Below are 26397 nucleotides of genomic sequence, written 5' to 3' on the forward strand. Positions count from 1 at the left end.
AGGTACCTGTCCCCATGGTTTGCCACGGAAGGGAGCGATGTTCATGAATGTATTGGTAGTGGAAGATAATCAAAGTGTCACCAGCATGCTGGAGATGTTTTTTACGAAAGAAGATATAAAGGGTGAGTTTGTCCACGACGGGGCAGAAGGGTACCGTCGTTATCAGGAAGGGGATTGGGATCTTGTCATCCTGGACTGGATGCTCCCGGGGATGGACGGCGTAACGATTTGCAGAAAGATCAGGGAAGAGGGCTCACAAGTTCCTGTGATCATGCTGACGGCGAAGGACAGTGAGTCCGATCAGGTGCTTGGACTTGAGCTTGGTGCTGACGATTATGTAACCAAGCCTTTCTCGCCCCTTGCCCTGATGGCAAGGATCCGGGCCGTCACCCGCCGTTATCAAGGGGAGAAAACGAATTCGGGAACTCCAGAACAAGGTTCTTCTGATTTCCGCATCAGCAAGGAAACCCGTGAAGTCTTCCTGAAAGGCGCACCACTTACTAATTTGACGCCGAAAGAGTTTGAACTGCTCTATTTTCTTTCCCAGCATCCGCGTCAAGTGTTCTCAAGGGAGCAGCTTCTCGAGAGGGTATGGGGATATGATTTCTACGGGGACGAACGGACGGTGGATGTCCATATCAAGCGGCTTCGGAATAAGATCGGCAGCAAGGACCAGCCGTATCTTCATACGGTGTGGGGCGTAGGCTATAAATTCGATGAGACGGCGGCCGGAGATGAAGTTTAGATATCTGTATCAGCTGCTTCTCAGTCATACGAGCGTCCTGATCATCGCCTTCATGATCCTCGGTCTCCTGTTTTCGCAATATGTTGAAAACCTTGTGTATGAAAATAAGGTGACGGAACTGAGGACGTATGGAGAGAAGATTTTATCAGACCTTGAACGGCCAAGCCCGAGAAGGCCCCTGTACCTGGAAGAGTACAGTAACCTTCTGCACGCCCGGAATATCGATGTGATCACCTTCAATCGTCAGGGGGAAGTATCCTTCTCAAGAGGAGGAGTATATCCGCGGATTCAGCTCTCCAAGGAAGAATGGGAGAAGATCGAAAGCGGGGAAACCGTCCCGTTGAAAAAAGATTTCGGGCGCTTTAACCAGGCTGTATCGCTTGTGATCATGCCCCGGATCGTCAATGATCAGCTGACAGGCGGACTGATCCTGATTTCCCCGATTAGTGGGACGCGGGAGATGCTGAGTGAGATCAATCACTATCTGCTGTATATCGTTCTGCTGGCTTTGGCGATTTCCGTTCTTCTCAGTCTTTTCTTATCGAAACTTCACGTAAAACGGATTCAGCGGATCAGAGAGGCGACGTCACGGGTATCATCTGGGGATTATGATGTTCACGTCCCAAGCTCCAACTTCGATGAAATCGGTGACCTCGCAGAAGACTTTAATGAAATGGTGACAAAGCTGCAGGCATCCAAAGAGGAAATCGACAATCTTGAAAGCAGGAGACGACAGTTCATGGCGGATGTGTCCCACGAACTGAGAACACCGCTGACTACGATCCGCGGTGTCATCGAGGGCATTCGGAACGACATGATCCCCGAAGAACAGAAAGAGAAAAGCTTCGGTCTCGTCAGCGAGGAAACGAAGCGTCTCATCCGTCTCGTGAACGAAAACCTGGATTATGAAAAAATCCGTTCCAATCAGGTGGTCCTCTCGAAAGTGACCCTGCCGCTCCTCGATGTCTTCGAAGTCATCAAGGAACAACTTGATTTCCAGGCTGAAGAAAAAGGAAATGAAATCAGAATCCTCGCAGATCCGGATGCGATGATCCACGCCGACTACGACCGTCTTATCCAAATCCTGATCAACATCACGAAGAACAGCATCCAGTTCACCACCGGAGGAATGATCACTCTCAGCGGTTCCTCTGATGGAAACGAAACAGTAATTGAAATCGAAGACACCGGAATCGGCATGGACCCGGATGAAATCAAGTCGATCTGGCGCAGATTCTATAAAGCCGACCTGTCACGGACAAACAACCCGTACGGTGAATTCGGCATCGGCCTCTCCATCGTGAAGCAATTGGTGCTCATGCATGAAGGAACGATTGACGTGTTTAGTCAGAAGGGAGAAGGCACGAAGTTTGTGATTCGGCTGCCGATGTGAGGCCAGGGGGACAGGTCCCTTGGCCCAACTTGTTGAGGAGAAATCGGGCCAGGGGACCTGTCCCCCTGGTTTTTTTTATCTTTTTTTTCCGTTTGGTCACATTTTGTATCCCTGAATCGTTCTATTAGTAGATACGGAGGGATGTAAGATGAAACATATTGTGATTGTAGGCGGAGGATATGCGGGTATTAATACGCTGGAGCATTTAAAGAAGCGGTTTGGGAATAGACTGGGTCAGGACATACGGATGACGCTCATTGATAAGCAGCCATACCATTTAAGGAAGGTCCTTTTATTCAGACGCATTTCAGATAAGGATTTCAATCTGCATATACCCCTTACTTCTTATATAGGAGAAGGTATTTCGTTTGTGCAGGGAGAAGTAGAAGAAATCAAAGAGAGGGAACAGGCGATTGTCGTAACACGCGATGGAATGAAAAGGGAAAATATCTCATATGATCAACTTGTATTAGCGATGGGGAGTTCATCTCGCCATCAGGAGGATCAAGGCGGGATTGCCCTTGAAACGAGTAAGGCTGCCGATTTGATCAGGCTCAGAATTGAAGAGGGGATCAAGTCCGGAAAATCGATTCACATAGCCATTGTGGGGGCCGGTATTTCTGGGATTGAAACAGCTGCGGAAATCGGAGGCTGGCTTAAGGATGCTAAGGTTACGTTGGTGAACGCAGATCGTCGATTGTTGAGCTCAGCTCCTAAGAAGGTATCGGCGCACATGGAAGAAGAACTCACAAAGGTGGGTGTGAATGTGATCCATGGAGTCAAGGTTAATCAGTATGATGATCAGGCAAAAACGCTCTATTATTCAGATGGAACAACAGAAACGGTTGATGTGTGTATCTGGACGACCGGTTTGAAATCCAATGTATTATCTGCGAGCCGAGAAAAGGGCAGGATCATGGTGGATGAGTCTTACCATGTGAAGGGAATGAAAAATGTTTACTCGATTGGGGACTGTGCACTCGTTACAGATGTGAAGACAGGCAGAATAGACCAAATGACGTGCAAAGAAGCTGTTTATCAATCGGGTAAATTAAGCAGGATCATGGTGAAGGATATGACTGGAAGTGGGAAGAGACTCACCCACAAGAGTATTCCGGTTGAATTTTACTGTGTAAGCCTCGGGCAAAACAAAGCGTTAGTGTGGATGAAAAAAGGGAAGTACAGCATGGTGCTCCGAAACAGGCTGGCTCTCTTTATTCGAAAATCCACGTGGGATTCAGCCAGTTTGGTAAAAAAATAGATAAGGAGATTAACATGAGTGAGATAGAAGCCATCTATGAAGAGAACAAGCATCTGCTAACCCATATTGCCTATCACATGCTCGGTGACATCAACGATGCGCGTGATGCGGTTCACGATGTATTTACCCGAAATCTAGGTCTGGACACTTTTAACAGGGTGGAAAACATCCAGGCTTTTCTTTGCAAAAGCGTGACCAATCGATGCCTTGATGTCTTAAAGTCAGGCACCAGAAAACGGGAAGTATGTGTAGGGACATGGCTGCCGGAACCTCTTTCTGTAAACGATGATCCTTTGGACGTGTTGATCACGAAACGTACGTTGTCCTATTCGTTCATGTTCCTCTTGGAACGCCTTTCACCAGTGGAAAGGGCGGTATACATCTTACGTTCGGCATTCGAATATCCCTATGAACAGATTGCGGAAATCCTTCATAAATCCAATCCGGCTGTAAGGAAGATCTATAGCAGGGCGAGGCAGAAAGTACAGGAAGGATCAATGCGGGAAGAAGAAACAGAAGTGGAAAATGACCTGAGCGAAGCTTTTATCAAAGCATTGGAAACAGGTGAGACGTCTCTCTTCTTAAAGTTACTGTCAGAAGACGTCACGTACTATGCTGAAGGCGGAGGGGAACTACCCATCGCACGCAAACCACTTCCTTATAAAGCTTTTGCCCAATTATTCTCCTATCTTTCTAAACAAGTTCAACATAGTAGTTACAAGGACCTCAAAATGGTAAGCGTAAAAATCAATACCGGTTATGGGGTGTTACTAAAACGCAACGAAGAGCCACTGGCCATCGTGTGTTTCAGAAGCGAAAACGGAAAGATCGTAGATATCTATAACCAGACTAACCCTATGAAACTAAAAATCACGGGAACAGCCCTTTGAGCGTGTGGGGGTTGTTCTTTTTTTTGTGGGAAGCCAGGGAAGCTATGGGGACAGGTACCTTGGCACAGACTTTTGTATTTGGAGCCGGGGTGCCTGTCCCCCTGGTTCGGAAATTTCCCAAGTTATACGTGTTGACAATCTCCCCTCCTTACACTTTGAGGTGGTAACTTTGCTACAAGAACTTTATCATGTAGGTATTTCAGGGTGGTTTTTCCTGCTTTATCCACAATAATCGACATTTTTAAAATTGAAAGATGGGACTTTTTAATGATGATTCACAATTTTGCAAATTCGGTTATAATAAGGAGTGTGGAATGATGTTTAAATTTTGAAAATGGAAAGTGGGGATGCCAAGCCGATGAATCATTATGAGTTACTGACCGGTTTACTGATTAATCTCCTTGTCATTTTGATTGTTATTTTGCTGTTGAATTTTCATTTTCTATCCAGGAATAAAGTACATAAAGTTCATATGAAACCTCTTTCGCTTTACTTGATCAGTTCGTTTCTTATGATTCTTAGTCTAGGGCTGTCCGTTCAGTTGGAGGATGGATTCCTGTATGATTTGCGGTTCATCCCTTTTCTCTTAGGAGGAATTTATGGAGGTACACGGGTCTTACCTTGGCTTGCCGCCACAATGATTGCCATCCGTGTTCCGATGTTAGGCGAGGGATTGGCGATTACGGCGATCATTGCGATTGTATTCACCATGGTCATTCTATATTTGCGCCCGAAGTTGATGACAAAAGCATTGAGGGTGAGGGTGTATTCGTATACGGCAGTGTCGTTCGTTTATTCCATTCTTTCCTTATGGATACCTGCAATGATCTTTGATTTCGGTAAGCCGAGTTCATTCGCGATCTATTCAGCCGTTCTGACAGGGTCCACGTTCTTTGTGTATTACTTATGTGAAATCATCCGGACCATTCACATCCTTCAATTGAAATCGATCAAATATGAGAAAATGCAAGTGGTCAGTCACCTTGCGGCCAGCATGAGTCATGAAGTGCGGAATCCGCTGACTACGGTGAAGGGTTTCCTGCAGCTGATCAATGAAGATCCATCCAATATTACCAATAATAAAGTACTTTCTGAGGTCGCCGTCAGTGAAATCGACCGGGCGACTGAAGTCATCAACCAATACTTGAATTTCGCCAGACCGCATCCAGAGCTTGAGGAGGAAATCGCGATTCGGGATGAGATTAATCGGTCGAAGGAGATCATCATGCCCCTTGCCGTCAAAAAGGGCATCATTTTGAAAGCGAACATCCTGCATCACCATTCCATCATGGGAGACCCTAATAAGCTGCAGCAGGTTCTCATCAATGTCATGAAAAATGGCTTAGAGGCGATGGAATCAGGCGGGACTCTACGAATCTTCAGCTATCTTGAAGAACGAAAAGTGATCATCGTCATCAACGACACAGGAATCGGCATGACGAAAGAGCAGCTCATGCGCCTCGGGGAACCGTACTTCTCCATGAAAGGCAAGAACGGAACAGGCCTCGGCATGATGACCGTCTTCCAGCTCGTCGAAGGCATGAAAGGCACCATCAAAGTCCTAAGCAAACCCGGCAAAGGCACCTCCGTCATCATGTCCTTCCCCACCTACCAAAAAGAACAAAAAGAACAAACAGCCAAACAAGCAACAGAGGTCCGCCCTTCACTGCATTAAGTGAGGGACGGACCTTCTTTTGCAGCCCCAACCAAGGGGGAAACCCCTTGGTTTGGGGCTTTAGGTTGTGCTTTTGGAGGTCCGTCCCTATCTAAGTAAGCATATCCGGATGAACAGGAGGAGTTTGAGGGACGGACCTTTTCTTCCCCCGGATTCCGAATAGGATCCTCAGGAAGGAGACCCGGCGGATGAGAGCGTGGTAAGTGAAGGCAATGATGACGAACGATCCACTTACAAGGATGACCACTTTTACCGGAATCGGCCAGCTGAGGCCACTGATTAGGAATCCTATGGTCACGATGACGGGCTGGTGCAGGATGTAAAACGGCAGGGAAGCTTCACTGCAATACCTGAGCACCTTATTGGTAAAGGATAAATAGCGGTTTGCCAAAGTGTAAAACGTCAGGATCAAATGGAAGCTGCCGATCACCATGAAGCAGGTAAACAGAAATGCACCTAGCGACTTCTCTGATGGAAGTCCTGTCATGAACCATATTGTATAGATGACGACAGAGACGACCCCCACCGAAAGATGATATCGAAAGGTCTTTTGCAATAGGGGGAGGAGTGAATGGCTGCTGAACACATAATACCCTGCGAGAAAGAATAATAGATATACAAGCAAATCCCAACCACCGAGATGAATCGTCTCAATGAATGTCGACACGAGAATGATGACTACCTGTAGCGACAGGAGGTGTAAAACAGTAACTCTTTTTAATGAATCCGTTTTGACAAAGGCGTGCGCAGTCAAAAGAGAGAAAACAATGAGTGCAAGCAAATACCATAGATGCAATCCGAAGAATGCAAAGTTCCCCTTTCCGCCGATTTCCAAATATAGACCCTCAAACGCGTGGGGGATGAAATCGAGAAATGAGCCTGTGAATTGATGATTGTATATCCTCTCAATGTAAACCTGAGGTGGGGACAGGATAAACACACCGAATAAAAGGGGAATCCCGAGACGGATGAACCGTTCTTTCAGATAGGTATCCAGGCTCCTCTTTTGTAGCGAATAATGTGAGCTGATCCCTGAGATGACAAAGAAGACCGGCATGATCCAGCTTCCTATCAAAAGGGAAAAAGCCAGGATGACGGGCGAGTCGATGTCATTGTTTTTGACATGCCAGTCAAATGGATTGAAAAACATAGAGCAATGATACAGGAACACACAGACTGTGGCGATTACCTTGATCCAATCCAGGTCGTCTCTTCTTTTATTGTGATGGTGGTTCATGAGCTCTCTCCTCTGATTAAATGATTCTAAAGTACTCTATGTTATTCGGCGGTATGGGCATTATTTCCTTTAAGGTTCAACGAGATTGTTAGCTCAATAGCTTTTTCTTCTGTACAATAAAACAATACAAAAGAAAGAGGTGACCCCAATTGATTACATACAAAAGTCTCCACCACGTAAGCCTGAACGTGACCGATCTTGAGAAAGCGAAAGAATTCTACGGAAAGACCCTTTGCCTGAAGGAAATCGAAAGGCCGGATTTCGGTTTCCCCGGAGCATGGTACGAAATAGAAGGGCAGCAGCTTCACCTGATCGTGGACCCGACCTCTCAGACGATCCGACACGACAAACATTTATCCAGTCGTGAGGGTCATTTTGCCCTTAGAGTGGAAGATTACCATAATACGCTTCAGTGGCTAAAAGAGAAAGGTGTGGAAACCTTAGAGAAACCCTATTCGAAAAGCGGATTCGCCCAGATTTTCTGTGCCGATCCGGATGGGAATCTGATTGAACTGAATGTAGACCAGAACGATTTTTCATAACGTTTGAAACCGGCAGCGGCGTCTGCCGGTTTGTTTTTTGAAACTTTTTACCATCTTTTACGTATGAATAAGTAAGGAACACTATGAAAGGAATGGATTGTAATGGATGGAATATTCCTGATCATCATCCTAATGGCAATCGGATGTGCCATCGTCGGGACAATCTTTTTAGCCAATAAAGCTCTGTTTCAATACATGCACAATCGGAAGGGGATGGACCAGCAGTCGGTGACGGTCACTTGTCCCCATTGCGGTGCGAAGAATAAAAGGCAGATGAATGGTCAGCATTGTCGGAAGTGTTATGTGGCGTTTTAGATTCTGAAGCTTGATAGGGGGAGGTAGCATTGAAAATAATGATTGCGCTCGCTGTCCCTGTACTTACCATCATCTCCTTGGTCGCTATCGGGTTTTGGTCGAAGTACAGCGAGGATTTGGAAAATGAATTGAAACGGAATGAAAAACACTAATCATCTCCATTCGTCTACACTTAAGTAGATTCGTTAAAAAGAAAGGATGGCCATTATTTTAGAAACCGTATTTGGAATCGTAATCGTTCTCTTTATTTTAGGACTAAGTTTATTCATCGCATACTGGGGTCTAACTTCTTTATTAAAAACGTCAAAAAGAAATAAGCAACTATCATGGAGAAGAGAAATCGATTCTTTAAAACAGAGAGTCGAGTTTCTAGAGAAAGAACGAACCGGGAGATAGAAGAAAGGAGAGGTCACACATGGTTTTCCTATTCATATTAGTGCCCGTCATCCTCGTCTCAGGCATCGCCATTTATTTAGAAAGAAAATCAGGCATGACGCCTCCAGATTTAACTGAGCACGCTACGAAAATCGGTGAAGCGTATAAGATTAGCGATATCAATAAATACTCCAGTGGTTCATAAAAAATGGTCAGAGGCTATACGCCCTGACCATTTTCTATTACTGATGTTGTTTTGCCGGAGGTTTGAGGCTTGAGCGCAGTCGCAAGAATGACCAGCATTCCCCCAACCCCGATCCAAACAAGCGTCGATACTGAAGAGCTCCATGATAAGTCCTCTCCGAAGTAGAAGAGTTCACGTAATCCTTGCACCATGAATTTCATTGGCAGCCAGGAATAGAACCAGTCCCGGTAAAACGAAGACATCATTTCAGGAGCCATGGCGAGAAGCGGAGCCCCGAAGAATAGCATGAGTACAAAGAGCGGCATGCCCTTAATCCCGATCAGTGATAGGATCGCAGAAATCATAAGATAGAAACTGAACGATGTCAGACTGAGGAATAAGGCGGTATCACTCACATCCGGGATATGGAATCCAATCAATCCGTCCGCTAGCCATGTGAGGCCGAATCCGACGATCAGGGCCACAACCGCTCCGATCAGGATTTGGACGAATTTAGCGGTAAGCTTTTCTTTACGGCCGGCGACCGGTAATTTGCTGACAGCGAGATAGATGATCGCGGCACTTGCCATGCTTGCCATCCAAAGTGGCTGGAATAAGGAAACAGGTGCATTCCCGTTTGCACTGTTCGTTCCGATTTCATTGACGTTCGTCACCGACTTAGTAATAGGGGTGATCATACTTGAAACTTGTGTCGGAGTCAGAGTTGCACCTTGCTTCTCGAATCCATCCAGGATCTGTTCGCGGACCACGTTGTTCATATTGTCCACGACGCCATTCAAGATCTGACCTGCAGCAGTCGAGGCCATCGTGTTCATCCCTTGATTGATGAAGATCTTCACTTCAGCAGAAGTCGGATCCGGTGTGCGCAGGGAAGCCTGCTTCGCGCTGAAATCCTTCGGAATGACAAGGGCAGCATAGTATTCTTGATTGTCTAATCCTTTTTGCACGGCTTCAGTACTTTTCACGTTCACCCACTTAACGGCAGGGTCTTCATCCGTTGATGTATTGGACATCGTTTGAATCTTTTCAACAAGGGTTTCCCCCATATTCATCTTCGGTTGATCCGGTACTTGCACACCTTCATCTTCATTCACAATCGCAATCGGTAGATTCTTCGGCTGCGGCTGAACCGAGGGGAACAGCGTCAGAGAAAAAATAAAGATGATGGCCAGCGCTATGAGAGGGGATGCGAGTACCAGTTTGTTTTTTAAAATGTTCAATGTAAGAACCTCCTTTTTGGTAAAAGTGAGTAATCACTCACAACTAATATTACTCCGTTTTGAAAGAAAGTCAATAAAAAAAGTGAGTAATCACTTACTTATCGAAATTTCCCAATAAGGAAGCGAAATGATTGATGAATCTCGTCATTTTGTAAACATTTCATTGAAGGGGTCACTGGTTCATTGGTTTTCCATTTATGACCTGATTTGAATACTGTATGAATCCCTTTTCAGATAGATGAGAAGATGATTCTGAATTCGAAAATAAAAGCTGGAACCCTGCTATATAAGCCATTCTGACACAGATATGATCAATTGACAGAATTTTCAATTCTAGTATACTGGTAATTATTAGAAAGGTAAAAGGGGTACATAATGAAAAAATCCAGTCTGGAAGCTGTTCTTATCATACTAGGAATCATCCTCGTCAGTGCAACATCCGGCATCTTCAAGGATCAGGCGTTTTCCCTCGCGAGCTATGGTCAGGAGTTCCTCATGTTATGCAAAGAGTTGGTAGAACCTCATAAGCTTGTCTATTCAAACCCTGTCTCGGGTATCGAACGCCCACTATTTCCGATCATATTAAAGGCGTTCATGAGCAGTGCCCGAATTTTTTTCTTGGCATTGGGAATGGCATTAATGAGTTCGATCCTCCTGATGATCCTCTATTTTTCAGTGGGGAAAAGGATCCGGAAAGGAATCGAAGGAGTCTCGTTTTATCTGGCATCGCTGCCTGATATTTTTATCATTGGGATCCTGCAGATGCTCGTCATCTGGTTCTTTAAACAAACCGGCATTCTCGTCATCGATATCGCCTCACTCGGGGAAAATCAGGTCATCCTGTTCCCGGCAATCACGCTCTCGATCCTCCCGACATTCTTTTTCCTCGGATCGATGGTGTCTTTTTTGCAGGAAGAAGAGGGACTCCCTTATGTGGAATTGGCGAAGGGGAAGGGTCTCGGCAAATTCAGGATCATGTTCATCCATATGATGCGGAACGTGCTGGTCAGTTTAACGTATCACGGAAAACAGATCGTCTGGATGATGCTGTCGAATCTATTGATCCTGGAGTATTTATTCAATGTATTCGGGGTCACATCGTTCTTGTTTTCCTATAACACACCGGCCATCTTTGCCATCACCTCGATCATGCTATTTGTGCCGTTGTACTTCCTATTAAAAATCATGCAGCTTGTGATTTCCAAAAAAATAGGCAGGGAGATGAGTCTATGAAAACCTGGAATCGACATCATATCACCATTGCCTTCTGCTTCCTATTCATTGTCGTGCTGGTCGGGTGGAGCCTGATCTTTAATGTGACGGACGGGGAAATCCCGAATACGTTCGTTCAGTATGACGATGATGGCAGGATCATCGGGGATGCGCCGTTCCCGCCTTCAGCGGATTTTCCATTTGGGACGGACCGGGAAGGGGACGACCTGTTTTACAAAGTGTTGGAAGGGGCGCAGTATACGATTGGCGCTGCCATCCTCATCTCCCTCTTGAGCTTCATGCTTTCCTTTGTCATCGGAGTAGCGGGAGGATTTACAACATCTCGTGTGAAAAAGTGGACGCAGTCGATCTTTACGTCCTTCTATTTCATCCCGCAATCGATCATTGCCTACAATATTCTTTATCCCTTGCTGTGGGAAACTCCACAGGGATTTGAAACGAGTTTTACAGAACGCGTCGTTTGGCAGTCGATCACCCTGGCTTTGATCACGGCACCGACCACAGCGATTCTATTATCCAATGAAACCCGGGAGATTCTGAATAAAGAGTTCGTGACCAGCGCACGGGTCCTTGGCGGGAGTCGGTTCTTCCTGTTCCGGAAGCATATCCTGCCTCATTTGAAGCTGCGACTTTTCATCATTTTTCCGAAGATTACGATCCAGGTACTCCTCATCATCGCACACCTCGGATTCTTCGACTTGTTCTTCGGAGGCACTGATGTTTGCTACGGCCCGGCGTGTGATCCTCCACAACCGTTCGTGCAGGAGTGGGCAAGCATCATGTCCATGAGCTTTGTGGAATTGACCAACGCCTGGTGGATCTTTATCATTCCGATGAGCTTCTTTGCCTTGACGATCCTTGCCCTGACGGGAATCGCGAGGGGACTTGAAGGATTGTTGGAGGAGGATGAGGTGAAAGCGGGAGCAGGTAGGGCTGAATCTTCTTCGATGATAGGTGAAGGGGCGTTGGCTGAGAGTGATTTTGTTTTGGTGGAGCAGAGTGTGGATAGGGGAGTTTGATTGAGCTGATGTATGTATCTAAAGGGGGATAATATGAAATTCACAAAATCTCTAATTCTATTCATCTTGTGTCTGCTTTTGGCCTCTTGTTCTGGTGAGAAGGAGAAAGCGGCCAAACATGATGTATTATCATTTGATCCGATACAAGTGGACGGTCTGGATTCCTCTTTGCTTTCATATAAAATGACCTATTCCAGCGAAGGGGAACAAGCCGTTGCTTACGTGACGTTACCGAAAAAAGCAGGTGCCTATCATGTGAATCTTTCATTGCACGGCGGTTTTCCAGCGTCAAAAGATCTGTCCCATGTACAAGATATGATGGGGTTGACCTTTGATAAAAATATGCTTCTCTATACCTCAACCCCCGGCATGATCAGTCTCGTACCCCTTTACAGAGGATACGGAGAAAGCGATGGGACTGTTCCCGGATTGAAGGGAGCCACTCTTGACACAAGTCATGCCATCGATGCTTTAACCGCCTATCTTGAAAAAAATGAGACAAGAAAGAGCACCGGAAAAGTGTTTGTATCCGGAACATCGCTTGGAGGTGGAGTCGGACTGAAGCTTGCCACCATGCGGGACGATATTGCAGATGTTGTGGCCGTAAGCCCTTACGTCGGTCTGGATATTGTTTATCCATGGCTGTTGGACAATCGGGACAAAGACATCGGTTTTCTGGAAATGTTTCAGGAAGCCTATGGAGCCTATGATCAAAACTCGGAGGAAACGAAAGAAGAGTCCATCCTTGTTGAAAAAATAGATGTACCGGTCCTGATGGTACAAGGGGATGCCGATACGCATATAGATTCGCATACCGTCGAGGTTTTCTATGATCGTCTGAAAAAAGAAAATGAACATACGACCTATAAACTCATTCCTGATGGAGATCATGGTCTCACAAATAAGCAGCAGGAGTTGAATGCGACCATTACCACATGGTTTCATGAGCAGTTTCAGTAATAGGGGTTTGTGATAAGCAGACTCCTTTTTTAGATAAAAAGGAGTGATCACAATGAAAACCACCATCCGCATTCTATCCATCATGCTGACGATCCTCATCCTCGGAGCCTTCATCAGCCTCTTCCAAAACGGCATCCATCTCAGTCTCGCATCCTTCTGGAAGAACTTCACCCACCTCATCTACACGCTCACTCATCCTGCATCGATGACCTTCCAGACCGAGTCGTTCATGCATGACGCGAAGTATGATGTCTTTCCTGACTTTTTTGGCTTTTACTTTTACACACTGACGATTTTATTCCTCGGCTTCCTATTGTCATTGGGGCTCGCCATTTTATTGATTTTAATTACGTTTCAGCTTTCCTTGAATAAAAGGAAGCTGTTGATCCGGAGTTCGACGATCCTTGAGTCGGTCCCGGATGTGTTCGTCATCGTCCTGGCCCAGATGTTCTTTGTGTTTTTATTTAAAAAGACCGGAATATTGGTCTTCGAGGTGGTGGGGGGAGCGGAACGGCCTTATGCGCTGCCGCTCCTAACGTACAGCATCCTGCCGACGATTTTTCTGTACCGGACGCTGATCCTCATATTCGAAGAGGAATTGATGAAGCCTTATGTGGAGCTTGCAACGGGGAAAGGACTGACCGGCATTCAAGTATTGATGAGGCATGTGTTCCGCAACAGCGTGGTGAGTTTGATCAACCATTCGAAGATGATCATTTCGTTTATGCTCTCCAATCTGATCATGCTGGAAATTCTCTTTAATACATACGGTCTCACCTGGTTTGTCATCAATCATCCCTCGTATGAAATTGCCACCATGAGTGTCATCCTCATGTTCATCCCGCTTTTTCTACTGGAGGAATGGGTCAAAAAGATGAAAACGAAGGTGGTGGGAGGATGATCGCATTGTGGAGAAATAAACTCTTTATGACCGGCTTTTTATTTATCTTCCTCACGCTTATCGGGAGCTTGATATACGGTTGGTTCTTCGATAATCATATCCCGGTGGCAGAACTCCGCTTTACGGAAGATGGTGTGAAGAGCCCGCCTTATTCCCCGTGGGAGTATCCGCCATTCGGGACAAATAATCTCGCTGAAAGCATCTTCCATATCCTCCTGATTGGGGCGAAGTATACGCTCGGTGTCGCGTTCCTGATTGCGGCTTTACGCTTTGTGATCTCATCTGTATGGGGAACGTTATCGGAGCTTTATCTGCCAAAGCTGAATGAACGGACCCGTCCGTTCCTTGAGGCATTTTACTACTATCCGGTCACGCTCATTGCTTACCTGATGCTGTATTGGGTGCTGCTTTCAGACGGAGAGTTTAACGGTACTGATAGCGAATTCACCTATGGCTTTGGAGCCAGGGTTGCAATCGAGATCCTCGTCCTGACTCTCGCTGCCGTTCCCATCACTTCGCTGACGATTTCAAAAGAAGTCAATCTAATTCTAAAGAAAGAGTTTATGGAGAGTGTTCAGGTACTTGGTGGGAATCGCCGGCATATTCTCATGAAACATATCCTGCCGTTTTTAAAGCCTCAGCTTGTCGTCATCTTTCTCAGGGAGATGATCCAGGTCCTGATCCTCCTCGCACACCTGGGGATCTTGGGCATCTTTTTCGGAGGAGGAACAATGAAAGAAGACCTCTTTCAAAATATGATCTTCGTGTCCTTTTCCAATGAGTGGTCAGGGATTATCGGCAACAACTTTCGCTTTCTGTTTACAACATACTGGTGGATCGCTATCTGCCCCGTTTTTTTACTAACCCTGACAGTCCTTGCATTTAAACTGATGCTTGAAGGGTACCAGAATGTAGAGGCATCTTCCTCAAAAAGTCTACAGAAGCCTGAAAAAGTAGACATCACCCCTGTTGGAAAAGAGGAGCATTTTGATCGGCTGTTTTTCTAAACTATGGTGAAGTGGCTGATTACCATGCAAAGTTTTTTACTTTAACTGAGGATTTATTAGTAAACCATTTAGCTCTGTCATAAAAAATGTATTAAGAGGGTGAGGGGAACTGCGTAGACTCCTACGGAAAACGGGCGAGCCGAGACCCCGGAAGCGAATTTTGCTGAGGAGGCTCGGCCGAACGTCCGTGGAAAGCGAAGCAGTTCCCCCCACCCTCAAGCACACACTCAATGACAGAGCATTTTCAAATCGTATTGAATTGACACCAAGTTTAACCCAATCAATAATATTGCTATAATACATATCAGTAAATGGAAATTCAGATAAACAATGTTAAAGAATAAATAGAAATCCCCAATCAAAAGAGGTAGATACCATGTCACTCATCACCATCCTGATTGTCGATGACGATCCCCATATCAGAGAACTGATCAATCTTTATTTAACCATGGAAGGATACAATGTATTACAAGCCAATGACGGCGAAGAAGCAATGGAACTTGTGAAGCAGAAAGAAATCCACTTAGTGGTAGTTGATATTATGATGCCAAAGAAGGATGGCTGGGATCTTTGCAGGGAGATCCGGGAGGACTATGACCTGCCCATCATCATGGTGACGGCGAAGGGTGAAAGCGAGGATAAAGTGAAGGGCTTTGAGCTCGGGACGGATGATTATATTGTGAAGCCCTTTGAGGCGAAAGAGTTTATCATGCGGGTGAAAGCCCTCCTTCGCCGCAATAAGGTGCACACAGAGAAGCGGGTGTCGATCGGGAATCTGACAATTGACAGCAAAAGCCTTGAAGTCGCTTTGGGAGATGAGCGTATCGACTTTCCTTTAAAAGAGTTTCAGATTCTATACAAGCTTGCATCCAACCCGGGTCTCGTTTTCTCCAGGGAGCAGCTGATTGAAGAAATTTGGGGAATCGATTTTGAAGGAAATGAACGGACCGTCGACTCTCATATTAAAAAGATCAGAAAAAAACTTGAGGCGAAGAGCTCGAACGTATCGATTACAACCATCCGGGGGCTTGGTTATCGGCTAGGAATGGAACAAGATGATTAATACACTGTATTCCAAAATGGTGTTAACGTTTATCGGAGTGGTGTTCATCAGCGTTACTGCGTCTTTTTTTATCACCTATAATATGTACGAAGAACGGGTCGTTGCCGAAATCGAGGAAGAATTGATGGTGGCGGGTAAAGGGATCATCGAATTATCGAAAGTGATGGAACCGGAAAGCGTCGAGAATTACATAGAGAAAGTGTCAACCATACGCTATAACATTGCACTCTATTCAGAAGATGGAAAGTCGAAGTTTTACGGAGAAGCAAAGCCCGACAACTATGCCACACCGGATGAGGTAGAAGAGGTGCTTGCCGGAGGGGTTCACCGTATCACCAATAAGGATAGAAAGTTATTTCATTATGCATCAGTGGGGCTACCCTTTGAATTGAACGGGAAGAAGTATGCCCTCTTCTTAAAGCCTGGTCTCGCCGGAAAGCTTGATTTTGTGAGGAGAATCTTGAAGACGGTGTTATTCAACGTGTTGATGATTGGAAGTCTCCTTTATTTATTCGTAGCCCTTTATTTCGTGAGTCCCATCAAGAAATTGACGGCCTTCACGTCGAAGGTGGCGAAAGGGAACTTTCATGAACAGGTTTCTGTGAAGAGAAAAGACGAAATCGGCGAACTTGCCGAGAGTTTTAACAGGATGAATAAGGAATTACATAGCGTCGAGAAGATGCGGAGAGAGTTCATTTCAAATGTCTCCCACGATCTTCAGTCCCCTTTGATGTCCATTAAGGGATTTGCCAGGGCCTTAAAGGAACATTCCTTTCCTAAAGAACAGCAGGATCAATACTTGACCATCATTGAAAAGGAGAGTGAACGGCTGGGTAAACTAAGTGCAAACCTGCTGCAGTTATCTGTCCTTGAGAGTAAAGAAAATCCAACGAACAAAGAATGGTACCGCCTCGACCAGCAGATCCGACAGGTGTTCCTCAGCCATCAACCACAGTGGCTCGACAAAGGGATCGTCATCGATCTGGAAGATGTACATCCGGCAGAACTGTCAGCGGACAAAGATCAACTTGAGCAAGTATGGCATAACCTCCTGACAAACAGTATCAAATTCACGGATCATGGTGGAGAAATAACGGTTTCTTTGAAAGAAGAAGGAGAACGGATCGTCGTCGTTTTCTCTGATACAGGTGTAGGGATATCTGAGGAAGATGTTCCTCACATCTTTGATCGCTTCTTCATGGTGGACCGGGCAAGGGAAAGCTCGAAACAGGGGAGTGGACTCGGATTATCGATTGTGAAAAAAATCATCGACGTTCATCATGGCAGCGTGGACGTTACCAGTAAAGCGAACCAAGGCACCACCTTCACATTCACTCTTCCGAAAAGCATGGATTAACGTCCATGCTTTTTTCTATGGAAACAGATTTAATCCATTGGTCATATTGGGGTCACAATTCTCCTATACGATGATTCCTATCGAAAAGGAGAGATCATGATGAAGAAAATAGTGGATTATTGCCTAAAGAAAAACGTGGCCATTATTGTATTGGCCCTATTGGTGGTAGCAGCGGGATTGGTTTCAACCCAATCCATTAAAGTAGAAACCTATCCGGATGTTGATTCACCGACCCTCATGATACAGGGAGTCTATCACAATCACTCATCGGAAGAAATTGAGAAAGCGGTGACGACACCGGTAGAAGAAGCGATTGAAGGGATCAAACCGTATGATTCCTTAACCAGCACCACGAGAGAAAATAGCTTTATGATTCAGGTGACCTATGAGTTCGGAGAGAATATGGATGAAATCGAAAGCAGTATCCAGTCTTCGATTGGGAAGATGAATCTGCCGGATGAGGTCGACCTATCGTATAAGCGGATCTCTGCCAGTGCAAAGCCAATCTATAAAATGGCGTTGTCAGATGAGAATCTGGAAGAGTTACAGAGAGATGTGAACGAAGATTTACTTCCGTCATTAACGAATGTACCAGGCGTTAGTGAGGTTAATCTTTCAGGTACAACCGACACCAAGCTCTTTGTGGAAGTCGATAAAGAAAAAAGCCGTCAAGTTGGGTTGACTGCATCAGACGTTGCAGCTGCCTTGGAAAAGGAAAATGTGGTTCTTCCTGTTGGGAGCCTGGAGAACGGAGGCAATGACATTCCAGTCAGTCTCGAAGGGCATGTGGGTTCCATCGAACAATTAAAAGAAACCCCCATTCCTGTTGCCTCTAAAGGGGCACAACCCGTCCAGTCGATTGCCCTATCTGACATCGCAGAAGTAAAAGAGGTAAACGAAGCGAATGCCATTACCCGCTATAATGGGGATCCCGCCATTATCGTGGAAGTGTTGAAATCTCAAGATGCCAACACAGCCGAAGTGGTGGAAGCATTAAAAACAGAATGGAATCATTTTAACAAGACGTTCGACTATGATTCCTATACCATCATCGACCAGGGAAAAGAAGTCGAGAAATCAGTGGAATCCCTCCTGAAGGAAGGTGGATTCGGGGCGCTTTTCACCGTCGTGATCATCCTGTTATTCTTACGGAATACCCGAGCGACTCTCATCGCCATTTTATCGCTCCCTCTATCCATATTGGGGACGATCGCGGTACTTGATTATCTGGGGTACTCCCTCAACATCATGACCCTTGGCGGAATGGCCGTTGCCATCGGACGAATCGTGGATGACAGCATCGTCGTCATTGAAAACATTTATAAATGGCTACACAAGGAAGAATCGTATACGAAACGAGAGATCATTCTGAATGCGACAAGAGAAGTGATCGGTGCTGTCACCTCTTCAACCATTGCGACTGTCGTCGTGTTTCTGCCCCTTGCCTTTGTGGGTGGAATTGTAGGAGAGTTCTTCAGACCGTTCTCAATTGCAGTGGTCACATCGATCATTCTGTCACTGCTCGTGGCATTCATGGTCATCCCTGTACTCGGCTTCACGTTTTTAAAGAAAGGAAAGCAGGAGGAGAAAACAGGGTGGTTGGCAAAAGGGTACGACCGAATTTTACGTAAGTCCCTTTCCCATAAATGGGTCGTCATTACGGTTTCCATCTTCATGCTTGCCGGTGCCTTAGCGATGGTACCTGGGATCAATAAGTCATTCCTGCCGAGCGGTTCGGCCAATGCTCTTGAACTCGAGGTCGAGCTTCCCGTGACGACGTCATTGTCTGAAACGGATAAAATCGCGAAGGACATCGAAGCAGCGCTCATGAAAAACGAAGAGGTTGAGTACGTTCAGGGAGCCGTCGGCATTGCGAACAACAGCTCTCCGTTACAGATGAAGAGTGGCAGTGATTCAACAGCTACCTTCTCCGTTCAACTGTCAGAGGGAGAAACGGTGGAAGAACAGAAAGACCAACTCGAAGAGACCGTTTCGGATCTAGTAAAAGAGCATGATCTTGAAAGCACCATCAGATTGAAGGAAATACGCCAGGAAGGACCTCCATCGGGTAAAACCATCGATATCACCCTTTATGGCGAGAATCCAGCTCACTTAACAGAAGCAGCGGATAAAGTAGAGAATCTCATGGAGCAAAACGATCAATTGACCAATATCTCGAATACCGCAGCTCAACAGCAAAAAAAGATCATTCTGGAGCTGAAAGAGGAAGCCAAGAAGCAGGGCATGACCCAACAGGCAGTCTATCAGCAGGTCCAGGAACAGATGAACGCACGTCCTGTAGGAAGTCTTGAATTGGAAGAGGAAGTATGGGTGTCCTATGATACCTTGGTCACGACGAAGCAGGAGTTGGAAGATGTAGAAATCATTACTCCTAGTGGCATTCAGCGATTATCTGACATTGCTGTCATCAAAGAACAGGAAATACCGGCAACGATTGAACATAAGGACACCAAATCCGCCTACACTTTGTCTGCCGAAAGCGAAGGGGAAGATGTCGGGAAAGTAACAGAAGACATCAAGAAAGACTTAGAAGCCCTTTCTTTACCGAGCGATATTGAATGGAAGGTCGGCGGCGGTCAAGACATGATGACAGACGGATTCAAGGACTTGGGTCAGGCGATGATAATCGCCGTAGGACTTGTGTTCTTAACCTTAACGATCACATACGGTGGAATCATCACACCACTGGTCATCCTATCCTCCATCATCTTTGTCCCGATTGGTTCTCTCGGAGCCCTCATGTTGACGGGTGAAACGTTATCCATGAGCAGCATGATCGGAATGCTCATGCTGATTGGCATCGTGGTGACGAATGCTGTCGTCATGCTTGACCGTGTGGAAAGCAACAGAAGAGAAGGAATGAAACTGGAAGCGTCCTTAATAGAAGCCTGTAACGCCCGCTTCCGCCCGATTTTAATGACCGCACTCGCCACGATCCTGGCGCTGATGCCGCTAGCTTTATCCCACTCTTCTTCCGGGGTCATTTCAAAAGGATTGGCCATCACGGTGATCGGCGGATTAACGACCAGTACACTGCTGACATTGGTATTTATTCCAGTGCTTTACCGCTTATTGGGCAGATGGAGAAAGCTTTAATTGGGGGGGTGGATGAAGTGAAAAAATGGATCATCTTATTATGCAGTTTCGTCATCCTATCAGCCGTCATGTTTGAGACCAAGCCTTCTCAAGACCACTATACGGACTGGCTATTGGAGAACATAAGCTACCGCATGGAGGGAGAGTCCCCGTTGATGACAATGGGGATCTCATTATTCGGTGAGCAAATGGTTGAAAACCATACAGAAGTAAACGACTATCTCCTCTTTAATACGTTTAAAACGGAATTTAGAGGAAAAGAGCTTAAGTTTATCGGTGTCTTTCACACGTTTATACCTTTGTCATTAGACAAAGAGTGAAGGATGTCATGCCGTCTCCCATTCTTTCATATCCTTAGAGAAAGAAAGGGGATGTTCCCATATGAGTAAAGAAGTCACACTGGCTCTTATCATGTTTATCATTACCGTAGGATTGGTTTGTATCTATCTTATGAATAAATACAAGCAACAGGCGGTTAAAGTCATTTCTCTAGAGAGCTTTCTTCATCATTCGACGCTGGATGAAGACACGGGACAGAAGAAAAGCATCGTCGATTCCATCAATGATTATTTTGATGACGGATACGGGGATTCAGGTGATCACGGAGATGATGATGGGGGCGATGACGGCGGGGATTAAGGCAGGATTCATCATTAACAATAATCTCCTAAACAAGCAGACGGACCTTCATGCTATATTTATAGTACAATGAAAGGTAGAAAAACGGCGAGGGTAGGAGAGATGAATCATGACATGGAAAAAGATGAAGAGCATCCTGTTTATGGTGCTTGGGTTCATAGCGTTAGTGTTCGGAATTGCCGGCACGGTACTACCCGTTCTGCCGGGTGGACCGTTTTACCTGTTGTCGGCCTACTGCTTTGCGAAGAGCTCGAAACGTATGGAAGCATGGTTCCAAAACACTACCATTTATAAAAAATACGTCGTCGCATTCCTTGAGAAAAAGGGAATGACCTTAAAAGAAAAAATCAGAATCAACATCACAGCGGATTTCTTTATCCTGCTTTCCGTCCTTTACGTAGACATTCTCGCTGTCCGGATCATTCTCATCGGACTCGCTTTGTATAAACATTATTATTTTATTAAGAAAATCAAGACGATCCAGCCGGAGCCGTATCAAGTGGAGGAGAGCCAGTGATCGCTCGGGGTCACTGGCTTTCATCAAGATGAAGAAGTATCAGCTCAAACGTGATTTCAGAGGCGTGAAAAAAGGGGCCCGATTCTATTTGGTCGTGGAATCTGAATATATCGGCATTAAGGAGTATGTTGTGAGAACGCAGGACTTCTCCAGAAGGATGATCCTTTCTGAGAAGGAAATGGAGAATTATTTTTTTCGTGTGACATAAGAACCCGTCGGTGAACGAGGCAGGTTCGTGAAAAAATTCAAGAGTGTAGGATGATAAATCGATGATAGGATTAAGCATAGCAACGAAGTGGGAATATGAAGCGGCATTGGACTATTTCGACGTAAAAGATCATGAACGTTTCGTTTATCCTTATGGCGAGTATTTCATGAGAACATTGAATGATACCGAACTTGTTTTTTATAGTACAGGTGTAAGAAAAGTAAATGGTGTTGGTGGGAATCAGTATATGATTTCTACATTTCATTTAACGAAAGTAATCGTTGCTGGAACATGTGCAGGAATCAATGATACGTTCAGTAATTTGGATATTTTGGTACCCGAAAAAGCCGTTCAATATGATTGCACAGTTAAAGAAGTTGAGCCTCTTATTAAACAATCTTTCATAGTTGATATTGATCTATCAAAATATGGGAATGATTTTCATACCGGAACAATTGGCACCGCTGATAAAGCAGTCGTGATGTGGAAGGACTATTTAGAACTGAAAGAAAACGACATAACCATAGCCGATACAGAAGCGGGTGCCATCGCTTATATCTGTAAGAAGAATGATGTTGAATGTATAATTATTAAAGGAATATCTGATTTTCCAACAGATGAAAGAAACTCTGATAAATTCGAATCAAACAATGAACAAATCAATGTTTATTTAGAAAACACACCCAAAGTAATGAACAAAATTTTTGGCAAATATTTAGAAAGATTTATTTAAATACATTAGATGATAAAAACGCAGAGGATGCTAAAACCTCTGCGTTTTTCTGTGTGAATTCCATTAACCTTGTGAACTTCGGTTTCTATTCCACAACCGAACTACTTACGGTGAGACGAGTTTATTTTTATTCGAAAAGTCGGCACGATTATGGTCAAAAGTCGCATGATAACGGGTATTCCGGCATGATTATTCTGAAACTCGCACGATTCTTTCATATCCCGCATGATTGTCCTCCAAACCGGCATGATTCCTTCTCGCCCTTCGTGAACAAAAAAGAGCCAAGGAACCTGTCCCCGTGGCACGAATCTGATAATATAAAAAGAAAGGGGGAATCACGATGAAACAGGAACTAATCGATCGATTAACAAGATATGTGAAAGTGTATACAGAGTCAAAAGACGGCGTGGAGGAAACGCCTTCAACGCCTGGTCAGCTTGTACTTGCCAATATGCTGGTGGAGGAACTAAAGGAAATCGGAATGACGGATGTTTCGATTGATGAGTACGGCTATGTGATGGCGACTTTACCGGCCAATACTGAAAAACAGGTCCCAGCCATTGGATTTCTTGCCCATGTGGATACATCAGAAGACTTCACGGGGGAAAATGTGAAGCCCCAGCTCGTAGAGAATTACGATGGGAACGACATCGTGTTACATAAGGAGCAGGGGATTGTGCTGTCTGTGAAGGATTTTCCTCAGCTGACCGGATATAAGGGACATACCCTCATGACAACCGATGGAACGACCCTGCTCGGAGCGGATAATAAAGCCGGAATCGCAGAAATCATGACAGCGATGGCTTATTTAAACGAACATCCTGAAGTGAAGCACGGGCCGATTCGAGTGGGCTTCACGCCGGATGAAGAAACAGGGAAGGGTGCCCATAAGTTCAATGTAGAGCGGTTCAATGCCGAGTTCGCCTACACGGTGGACGGTGGACCACTGGGTGAATTGGAATATGAAAGCTTTAATGCCGCAGAAGCGAACATCAAGATCTTCGGCCGAAACGTTCACCCCGGGACAGCGAAAGACAAAATGGTGAACGCCGCCAAGATCGCCATGGAACTGAACAGCCGACTCCCGGTCGGAGAGGCGCCTGAATCGACAGATGGGTACGACGGATTCTTTCATCTTACTTCGATTCAAGGAGACGTTGAACAGACAACCATGCATTATTTGATCCGTGATTTCGATGGGGAAAACTTCAATGAAAGAAAAATGAAGTTAGAGGAGATCGTCAAAGACCTGCAGTCCATCTACGGACAGGGGTGCATTCAGCTCGACATCAACGATCAATATTACAATATGCGGGAGAAAATAGAGCCCGTGTTCGAAATCGTTGAGTTAGCCAAGCAGGCAATGGAAAACCTCGACATCACACCGGATATTAAACCGATTCGCGGAGGTACGGATGGATCCACCCTATCCTTTATGGGGCTGCCGACACCGAATCTCTTTACTGGCGGCGAAAACTATCATAGCCGTTACGAGTTTGCTTCCGTCGATAATATGGAAAAAGCGACAAAGGTGATCATTGAGATTGTCCGGTTGTTTGAAGAAAAAGCGGAATAAATGAAAAGGTGCCCTGTGGACAAAGTGTTGTCCACAGGGCACTTCTCAAGAACCGGCCGCTACTTGGTCCCGGCCGTTCCGTTTCGCATGATAAAGTTGTTCATCTGCCAGTTGAATCATTTCATCAACGGTGAGATAACTGAAAGCCTGACTGCTGCAGAATCCGATACTGACGGTTAGGTAGATGGATCTGCCATCCTCAAGGAGCAACCCTTCTTCGCGAAATGCTTCGAGTAAGTGATTTGCCCAGTCGAGTGCCTGGCTTTCTCCGGTTTTATCCAGGAACACGATAAATTCTTCTCCGCCGAATCGTCCAACCACCCCGAACTTTTTAAAGACTCTTTTGATGAGGTCTGCGGCAAACACAATGGCCCGATCGCCGATGAGGTGCCCATACGTATCATTGATCCTCTTGAAGTGATCGATGTCAATGAGTAATAAGGAAGCGGAATCAGATTCTTCATAGATCTCATTGGCTTTCTTCAAAAAGTACTTCCGGTTTAACAGCTTGGTTAAGTGATCATGCATGGCCGATTTCCGAAGCATCTCCACGTCCTCTTTTTGAACGACGAGAGTAGTGAACTGATCAATGAACGCCGGAAGGAAACTTTCCATGATCGATAAGTCAACTTCTTCCTGGGTGCTCCAGATGACAAATTGTCCAGAATGCGTGCTAGAAGAGATAGGGACGGTGAACGTAGAGCCATCAAGGATCCCGTTCTTCCCATTTTTCCACGAATCGTATTGCTCCAGGAGGAAGTCTTCCATTTCTTCAGGCACATCCACTTTCGATAGCACATTCCACCTCTCCTCATCCTTTGATAAATAAAAGCCCTTTTCAAAATGGGTGACATCCATCAAGCAGTGTAGTCCCTGCTTTGAGAGGGAGGCCAGATCGTCCATATCTGCCATCTGTTTTACGGCGTTTTGAAGCAGTGTATGGACATAATACTTCTTCGTCTCATACTCTTTCTCTTTCCTCATCCTCTTGATTCTGTCCGCGAGACCGAGGGAAAGGACCAATACTTCAACGACGGCCCCGAACTTAGGGGCAAAAAGCGTCAAGTCCGTCAACGGAACGAGCTGATACGCTGCCAGTATGTTCAGAAGCACGCCAATAAAAAGAAGGGACCAGGCGGTGAGATAGAACCTTGCTTCCCTTGTCTTCCATCTGACCGTCCAGGCAATGGCAATCAGGAATAGGACAAAAATCGTCGCCATGCCCGTGCTGATCATGGTCATGGTCCCGATGTTGACGAAGAAAGGAAGAACTAAACTTATAGCGCAAACCTGATTGAAGATGGTGACCACCCGATGAAGGCGCGGCGCATGCTCTCTCAGCTGCAAAAAATGCTTGGCGAAAAGAAGGGCAAACAGAGACGTCCAAATGATGAAAAAAGAATTGGATCTCAGCGCCCACCACGGAAAGTCCCCCCAGATAAACTGAAAGGCAAACCCATCCCAGACAGCCTGCATCATCGTAAATCCCGAAACGAACAATATGTAATAAAGATAACTTTTTTCTTTAAGGGAAAGGAACAAGAATGTATTATACAGAATCATGGCCAGCATGATCCCGTAGAAAATCCCGTGAATCGATTGATTCATATAATTGGCTTCAGAAAACGCAATCGGATCCCACAGGGACACGGGAGCCTGAAAGAAACTATCCGTCTCGATTTTCATAAAATAGGCTGTGGACGCGTTCGGCTGAAGATCCAGTGAGAATACAAGATTACGATGTTTATAGTCTCTCTGGTCAAAGGGATAACGATAGCCGATCGTCTCTTCTTTCTGAAGCCTTTCGTTCTTTAGGGTGTACAACGTAACCGAGCTAAGGTGAGGTTTCTTTATTTCAAGGAGAAGATTTCGCTGCCGTTCGGAATCATTTTCTAGATTCACTCGCAGCCAGTAAACGGTATCCGAAATATCCCCCGAAGGATTTGATGTTGATAAGGGAATAAATTCATCGCTTTTGCTCAAAATTTGTTTGGCGGTCAGATGATTCTGATCGAAATAGACATCTAGTTGATCGGAGAGATCCAATTCTTGAAGGGAATCCGGAATGACGACTTTATCTGCTGCTAGAGCAAGTGTATTAGGTCCGAATAACACTGTGAACGCAAAGGTTATGAAAAGCAGGATGGCGAATTTTTTCATAAAAGAGGCTCCTAAATTTAGTTAATACTGTATGATTATAGCACATACT

Annotated in this window: 25 protein-coding genes; 22 read left to right on the plus strand and 3 right to left on the minus strand. The window is 45.4% G+C overall.

The window, feature by feature from the left end; translation table 11 throughout:
- The first annotated feature begins 43 nt into the window (after positions 1-43).
- The 5 genes from LCL96_RS15720 (at position 44) to LCL96_RS15740 (ending at position 5964) form a co-directional block, all read left to right on the plus strand.
- The gene (locus LCL96_RS15720; protein ID WP_224942532.1) at positions 44-745 is read left to right on the plus strand and encodes a response regulator transcription factor; all 702 of its coding nucleotides are present in this window, start codon (positions 44-46) and stop codon (positions 743-745) included.
- A complete protein-coding gene (locus LCL96_RS15725) occupies positions 735-2138 on the plus strand; it encodes a sensor histidine kinase (RefSeq protein ID WP_224942533.1) in 1404 nt (467 codons plus the stop codon). Before LCL96_RS15720 ends, LCL96_RS15725 begins: the two co-directional genes overlap by 11 nt.
- 148 nt (positions 2139-2286) lie before the next feature.
- Complete coding sequence (locus tag LCL96_RS15730; protein ID WP_224942535.1) at positions 2287-3399, plus strand: NAD(P)/FAD-dependent oxidoreductase; 1113 nt, start codon at positions 2287-2289, stop codon at positions 3397-3399.
- Positions 3400-3413: 14 nt separating this feature from the next.
- On the plus strand, positions 3414-4289 hold the full coding sequence (locus LCL96_RS15735; RefSeq protein WP_224942537.1) for a sigma-70 family RNA polymerase sigma factor: 876 nt from the start codon (positions 3414-3416) through the stop codon (positions 4287-4289).
- A 334-nt stretch (positions 4290-4623) separates the two neighbouring features.
- Entirely contained in the window at positions 4624-5964 is a 1341-nt protein-coding gene (locus LCL96_RS15740) for a sensor histidine kinase (RefSeq protein WP_224943486.1), read from the plus strand.
- A 91-nt stretch (positions 5965-6055) separates the two neighbouring features.
- On the opposite strand, the gene LCL96_RS15745 is transcribed toward LCL96_RS15740, so the two are convergent.
- Positions 6056-7201, minus strand: coding sequence for an acyltransferase family protein (locus LCL96_RS15745; protein WP_224942539.1), 1146 nt, complete (start codon positions 7199-7201; stop codon positions 6056-6058).
- A gap of 149 nt (positions 7202-7350) precedes the next feature.
- Here LCL96_RS15745 and LCL96_RS15750 point away from each other — a divergent pair, with 149 nt between their 5' ends.
- The 4 genes from LCL96_RS15750 to LCL96_RS15760 all read left to right on the plus strand — a co-directional run bounded on the left by LCL96_RS15750 (position 7351) and on the right by LCL96_RS15760 (position 8638).
- A complete protein-coding gene (locus tag LCL96_RS15750) occupies positions 7351-7743 on the plus strand; it encodes a VOC family protein (protein WP_224942545.1) in 393 nt (130 codons plus the stop codon).
- A 102-nt stretch (positions 7744-7845) separates the two neighbouring features.
- The gene (locus LCL96_RS15755; RefSeq protein ID WP_224942547.1) at positions 7846-8058 is read left to right on the plus strand and encodes a hypothetical protein; all 213 of its coding nucleotides are present in this window, start codon (positions 7846-7848) and stop codon (positions 8056-8058) included.
- A gap of 29 nt (positions 8059-8087) precedes the next feature.
- Positions 8088-8210 carry a hypothetical protein gene (locus LCL96_RS23475; RefSeq protein ID WP_263628194.1) on the plus strand — a complete coding sequence of 41 codons (123 nt, stop codon included), beginning with the start codon at positions 8088-8090 and terminating at the stop codon, positions 8208-8210.
- Between the two features lie 263 nt (positions 8211-8473).
- Positions 8474-8638 carry a hypothetical protein gene (locus tag LCL96_RS15760; protein ID WP_224942552.1) on the plus strand — a complete coding sequence of 55 codons (165 nt, stop codon included), beginning with the start codon at positions 8474-8476 and terminating at the stop codon, positions 8636-8638.
- 14 nt (positions 8639-8652) lie between these two features.
- Here LCL96_RS15760 and LCL96_RS15765 read toward each other — a convergent pair whose 3' ends face one another.
- Positions 8653-9852 (minus strand): YhgE/Pip domain-containing protein, encoded by a 1200-nt coding sequence (locus LCL96_RS15765; RefSeq protein WP_224943489.1) that lies wholly within the window; start codon positions 9850-9852, stop codon positions 8653-8655.
- Positions 9853-10233: 381 nt separating this feature from the next.
- Between LCL96_RS15765 and LCL96_RS15770 the strand changes: the two genes are divergently transcribed.
- The 13 genes from LCL96_RS15770 (at position 10234) to pepT (ending at position 24188) form a co-directional block, all read left to right on the plus strand.
- Positions 10234-11091, plus strand: a complete 858-nt coding sequence (locus tag LCL96_RS15770) for an ABC transporter permease subunit (protein ID WP_224942558.1) — start codon at positions 10234-10236, stop codon at positions 11089-11091.
- Positions 11088-12110 carry an ABC transporter permease gene (locus LCL96_RS15775; RefSeq protein WP_224942565.1) on the plus strand — a complete coding sequence of 341 codons (1023 nt, stop codon included), beginning with the start codon at positions 11088-11090 and terminating at the stop codon, positions 12108-12110. Before LCL96_RS15770 ends, LCL96_RS15775 begins: the two co-directional genes overlap by 4 nt.
- A gap of 33 nt (positions 12111-12143) precedes the next feature.
- Positions 12144-13070: an alpha/beta hydrolase family protein gene (locus LCL96_RS15780; RefSeq protein WP_224942566.1), complete on the plus strand. Its 927-nt coding sequence runs from the start codon at positions 12144-12146 to the stop codon at positions 13068-13070.
- Between the two features lie 52 nt (positions 13071-13122).
- Positions 13123-13971, plus strand: coding sequence for an ABC transporter permease subunit (locus LCL96_RS15785; RefSeq protein WP_224942567.1), 849 nt, complete (start codon positions 13123-13125; stop codon positions 13969-13971).
- Positions 13968-14978 (plus strand): ABC transporter permease subunit, encoded by a 1011-nt coding sequence (locus LCL96_RS15790; protein WP_224942576.1) that lies wholly within the window; start codon positions 13968-13970, stop codon positions 14976-14978. The genes LCL96_RS15785 and LCL96_RS15790 overlap by 4 nt, the downstream gene beginning before the upstream one ends.
- Before the next feature lie 376 nt (positions 14979-15354).
- Positions 15355-16041: a response regulator transcription factor gene (locus tag LCL96_RS15795; protein ID WP_224942578.1), complete on the plus strand. Its 687-nt coding sequence runs from the start codon at positions 15355-15357 to the stop codon at positions 16039-16041.
- Complete coding sequence (locus LCL96_RS15800) at positions 16034-17398, plus strand: sensor histidine kinase (protein ID WP_224942580.1); 1365 nt, start codon at positions 16034-16036, stop codon at positions 17396-17398. The genes LCL96_RS15795 and LCL96_RS15800 overlap by 8 nt, the downstream gene beginning before the upstream one ends.
- Before the next feature lie 96 nt (positions 17399-17494).
- Complete coding sequence (locus LCL96_RS15805; protein WP_224942582.1) at positions 17495-20515, plus strand: efflux RND transporter permease subunit; 3021 nt, start codon at positions 17495-17497, stop codon at positions 20513-20515.
- Positions 20516-20532: 17 nt separating this feature from the next.
- Positions 20533-20835, plus strand: a complete 303-nt coding sequence (locus LCL96_RS15810) for a DUF4359 domain-containing protein (RefSeq protein WP_224942584.1) — start codon at positions 20533-20535, stop codon at positions 20833-20835.
- A 61-nt stretch (positions 20836-20896) separates the two neighbouring features.
- Entirely contained in the window at positions 20897-21154 is a 258-nt protein-coding gene (locus tag LCL96_RS15815) for a hypothetical protein (RefSeq protein WP_224942588.1), read from the plus strand.
- 109 nt (positions 21155-21263) lie between these two features.
- On the plus strand, positions 21264-21671 hold the full coding sequence (locus LCL96_RS15820; protein WP_224942589.1) for a YbaN family protein: 408 nt from the start codon (positions 21264-21266) through the stop codon (positions 21669-21671).
- A gap of 269 nt (positions 21672-21940) precedes the next feature.
- The gene (locus LCL96_RS15825) at positions 21941-22612 is read left to right on the plus strand and encodes a permease (protein WP_224942590.1); all 672 of its coding nucleotides are present in this window, start codon (positions 21941-21943) and stop codon (positions 22610-22612) included.
- 340 nt (positions 22613-22952) lie between these two features.
- Positions 22953-24188 (plus strand): peptidase T, encoded by a 1236-nt coding sequence (gene pepT / locus LCL96_RS15830; RefSeq protein WP_224942592.1) that lies wholly within the window; start codon positions 22953-22955, stop codon positions 24186-24188.
- Positions 24189-24233: 45 nt separating this feature from the next.
- Here pepT and LCL96_RS15835 read toward each other — a convergent pair whose 3' ends face one another.
- A complete protein-coding gene (locus tag LCL96_RS15835; RefSeq protein WP_224942594.1) occupies positions 24234-26348 on the minus strand; it encodes a diguanylate cyclase in 2115 nt (704 codons plus the stop codon).
- Between the last annotated feature and the right edge of the window lie 49 nt (positions 26349-26397).

The organism is Rossellomorea aquimaris (assembly GCF_020172085.1).
GTDB lineage: Bacteria > Bacillota > Bacilli > Bacillales > Bacillaceae_B > Rossellomorea > Rossellomorea aquimaris_E.

Excerpts from the sequence above, each read along its gene's own strand:
- LCL96_RS15720 (WP_224942532.1), top strand. The coding sequence starts at position 44 with ATGAATGTATTGGTAGTGGAAGATAATCAAAGTGTCACCAGCATGCTG.
- LCL96_RS15725 (WP_224942533.1), top strand. The coding sequence starts at position 735 with ATGAAGTTTAGATATCTGTATCAGCTGCTTCTCAGTCATACGAGCGTC.
- LCL96_RS15730 (WP_224942535.1), top strand. The coding sequence starts at position 2,287 with ATGAAACATATTGTGATTGTAGGCGGAGGATATGCGGGTATTAATACG.
- LCL96_RS15735 (WP_224942537.1), top strand. The coding sequence starts at position 3,414 with ATGAGTGAGATAGAAGCCATCTATGAAGAGAACAAGCATCTGCTAACC.
- LCL96_RS15740 (WP_224943486.1), top strand. The coding sequence starts at position 4,624 with ATGGAAAGTGGGGATGCCAAGCCGATGAATCATTATGAGTTACTGACC.
- LCL96_RS15745 (WP_224942539.1), bottom strand. The coding sequence starts at position 7,201 with ATGAACCACCATCACAATAAAAGAAGAGACGACCTGGATTGGATCAAG.
- LCL96_RS15755 (WP_224942547.1), top strand. The coding sequence starts at position 7,846 with ATGGATGGAATATTCCTGATCATCATCCTAATGGCAATCGGATGTGCC.
- LCL96_RS15760 (WP_224942552.1), top strand. The coding sequence starts at position 8,474 with ATGGTTTTCCTATTCATATTAGTGCCCGTCATCCTCGTCTCAGGCATC.
- LCL96_RS15770 (WP_224942558.1), top strand. The coding sequence starts at position 10,234 with ATGAAAAAATCCAGTCTGGAAGCTGTTCTTATCATACTAGGAATCATC.
- LCL96_RS15775 (WP_224942565.1), top strand. The coding sequence starts at position 11,088 with ATGAAAACCTGGAATCGACATCATATCACCATTGCCTTCTGCTTCCTA.
- LCL96_RS15780 (WP_224942566.1), top strand. The coding sequence starts at position 12,144 with ATGAAATTCACAAAATCTCTAATTCTATTCATCTTGTGTCTGCTTTTG.
- LCL96_RS15785 (WP_224942567.1), top strand. The coding sequence starts at position 13,123 with ATGAAAACCACCATCCGCATTCTATCCATCATGCTGACGATCCTCATC.
- LCL96_RS15790 (WP_224942576.1), top strand. The coding sequence starts at position 13,968 with ATGATCGCATTGTGGAGAAATAAACTCTTTATGACCGGCTTTTTATTT.
- LCL96_RS15795 (WP_224942578.1), top strand. The coding sequence starts at position 15,355 with ATGTCACTCATCACCATCCTGATTGTCGATGACGATCCCCATATCAGA.
- LCL96_RS15800 (WP_224942580.1), top strand. The coding sequence starts at position 16,034 with ATGATTAATACACTGTATTCCAAAATGGTGTTAACGTTTATCGGAGTG.
- LCL96_RS15805 (WP_224942582.1), top strand. The coding sequence starts at position 17,495 with ATGATGAAGAAAATAGTGGATTATTGCCTAAAGAAAAACGTGGCCATT.
- LCL96_RS15815 (WP_224942588.1), top strand. The coding sequence starts at position 20,897 with ATGAGTAAAGAAGTCACACTGGCTCTTATCATGTTTATCATTACCGTA.
- LCL96_RS15820 (WP_224942589.1), top strand. The coding sequence starts at position 21,264 with ATGACATGGAAAAAGATGAAGAGCATCCTGTTTATGGTGCTTGGGTTC.
- LCL96_RS15825 (WP_224942590.1), top strand. The coding sequence starts at position 21,941 with ATGATAGGATTAAGCATAGCAACGAAGTGGGAATATGAAGCGGCATTG.
- pepT (WP_224942592.1), top strand. The coding sequence starts at position 22,953 with ATGAAACAGGAACTAATCGATCGATTAACAAGATATGTGAAAGTGTAT.
- LCL96_RS15835 (WP_224942594.1), bottom strand. The coding sequence starts at position 26,348 with ATGAAAAAATTCGCCATCCTGCTTTTCATAACCTTTGCGTTCACAGTG.